The sequence below is a fragment of the Aliivibrio sp. S3MY1 genome (genome assembly GCF_028765575.1).
In the GTDB taxonomy this organism is placed as follows: Bacteria; Pseudomonadota; Gammaproteobacteria; order Enterobacterales; family Vibrionaceae; genus Aliivibrio.
Genome location: NZ_JARACO010000061.1, coordinates 1 through 2,120 on the forward strand (window position 1 = coordinate 1; position 2,120 = coordinate 2,120).

At 34.3% G+C, this 2,120-nt stretch carries 2 protein-coding genes and 1 pseudogene; all 3 read right to left on the minus strand.

What is annotated here, in order from left to right; genetic code table 11:
• Positions 1 to 67: 67 nt before the first annotated feature.
• A pseudogene (locus tag PVK62_RS17150) lies at positions 68 to 737 on the minus strand (DNA alkylation repair protein).
• Between the two features lie 168 nt (positions 738 to 905).
• Positions 906 to 1,415: a hypothetical protein gene (locus PVK62_RS17155; RefSeq protein ID WP_274445596.1), complete on the minus strand. Its 510-nt coding sequence runs from the start codon at positions 1,413 to 1,415 to the stop codon at positions 906 to 908.
• A 160-nt stretch (positions 1,416 to 1,575) separates the two neighbouring features.
• A complete protein-coding gene (locus tag PVK62_RS17160; RefSeq protein ID WP_274445597.1) occupies positions 1,576 to 1,986 on the minus strand; it encodes a VOC family protein in 411 nt (136 codons plus the stop codon).
• Positions 1,987 to 2,120: the final 134 nt, after the last annotated feature.

Here is a 2,120-nt window from a genome sequence, read left to right on the forward strand (position 1 = left end):
GAAACCAAAGACAAACCTACAACGCCGAATGTAATAAATCGTGTTGATTGCTTTGTTATGCCAATACTCAAAGTGACATTAAATCTAGTTTTGTTTGATTATCTAATTTTTCTATTGCATAGCGGAATGCAACTCGCGGCATGATCTTATGCGTAGAGTTCACATAATTAATGACTAATTGAGGTTCTTTTTGGCTAAGCACCTTAAGCATCCAGCCATATCCTTTTTGTACAAGGTCATGATCATCTTTAATTAATAAATCCGCAACTTTCAATGGATTTATACCTGAGTATTTATCCTTATTCATTGGATAAATTAAAATGACAGCAGCGGCTCGTCGAACGGCAAAGTTAGGATGACTAATCCATTTTAGTGCCATATCAAATAACTCATTATATTGGGATATTAACTCACCAAAAGCATGAGTACAGAAATCATCACAATCATTCCAATCAGTAACATAGTTTGTTAACCAATTTTCAAATACGTAGAACGTTTCTTTTGAGTATTGCTTTTTTACCCTAAAAGCCCAATCGTAAGCAATAACACCCAATGCCCAATGCCCAATCTTTGGATTCCAATAATTGTGTACATAATGCCAATACATTAGATATATCTTTATTTTCAATAGTTTTAAAGGTTTGAGCTGATATAGCCCTAACTTGGCCTGTTTTAAGATTACTTTTAGGGTACCCAATTTCAGAAAGATGATATCTCACCGTTTCAACGATATTCATTAACTACGCAACCTCCATAAGAATAAAATCAAACACCTATTGGCATAACGCCTGCATAACACGTTTGCTACGATACAGACTTAACTGAATTTTACTGCCTTAATCACCAAAACTAAAGGCAAACTGATAACGCCGAGTGTAGCAAATCGTGTTGATGCATTTGTTATATTAAATTTTAATGAGATAGCCAAAAGGTGATTTTTTGTATGTTATCTCTATAGAAGAATAGAGCTGACTTTCCGCATACATATTTGGTGAAGCACAAAGGTTTCCGTTTATAAAGTCATTACCCAGAGACAACTCATAGCAACTAATGCTATTCCGATAATACTTGATTTCTTTTCTCTCAACAGTAACTACTGTCTGCATTACAAAGTCTGAAAAATTGTACTCTATCCAAGCAAAAGTTGGGATTGAAAATAATATGAGTAGAGTGCTTGGAAAAAGTGAAATTACTGCTTGCTTCAGATAGTAACCTCTTATTTTTCTTAATTTAATTTCCACTATAGTTACTATGACAATTACACCTGAAAATGTCAGAGCAAATATAGCTGATTTATAAGTATAAATAACAGGAGGGCTAGAGACTACAATTGAAATAATGGTAAGTATGCATAAAGCTAAAAGAGAGCAGCTGAACACATAGTTTGTTTTTTTATTCGAATTACTAACATTCATACTTACTGTCCCTGTAAATATTTAATATAACGCCTGCATAACACGTTTGCTACCATGCAGACTTACCTGAATTTTAACTCCTTAATCACTGAAACTAAAGGCAAACTGACAACGCCGAGTGTAGCAAATCGTGTTGATGCATTTGTTATATGCTACAGACTTAGTCAGCTTGATTTAACTGCAATAAGTCCCATTTTGTACCGTATAAGTCTTTAAATACAACAACTGTGCCGTATTCTTCAACACGTGGATCTTCAGTAAACTCGACACCTTGAGCTTTCATAAACTCATAGTCACGCCAGAAATCATTAGTTTGAAGAAATAAGAAAACACGACCGCCAGCTTGATTGCCAACTGATTTTAATTGGTCATCATTACTTGCTTGAGCCAATAGCAAATTTGTTCCTGTTGAATTAGGTGGAGATATTTGAACCCAACGTTTACCACCGCCTAAATCAGTATCTTCGACAAGATCAAATTGTAGTTTTTTGGTATAAAATTCAATTGCATCATCATAGTTTTCAACAACTAAGGCGATATTACCAATTCTTTGTTCGATGGGCTTATTCATTTGTGGCTCACTACAGTTAAAAAATAGAATTCTACCCTATTTAGCTCATAAACTCATTTTTGCATATAACGCTGGCATAACACGTTTATTACTATGCAAACCAACTTGAATTAACCGCCTTAATCACAAAACCC

Excerpts from the sequence above, each read along its gene's own strand:
- PVK62_RS17160 (WP_274445597.1), bottom strand. The coding sequence starts at position 1,986 with ATGAATAAGCCCATCGAACAAAGAATTGGTAATATCGCCTTAGTTGTT.
- PVK62_RS17155 (WP_274445596.1), bottom strand. The coding sequence starts at position 1,415 with ATGAATGTTAGTAATTCGAATAAAAAAACAAACTATGTGTTCAGCTGC.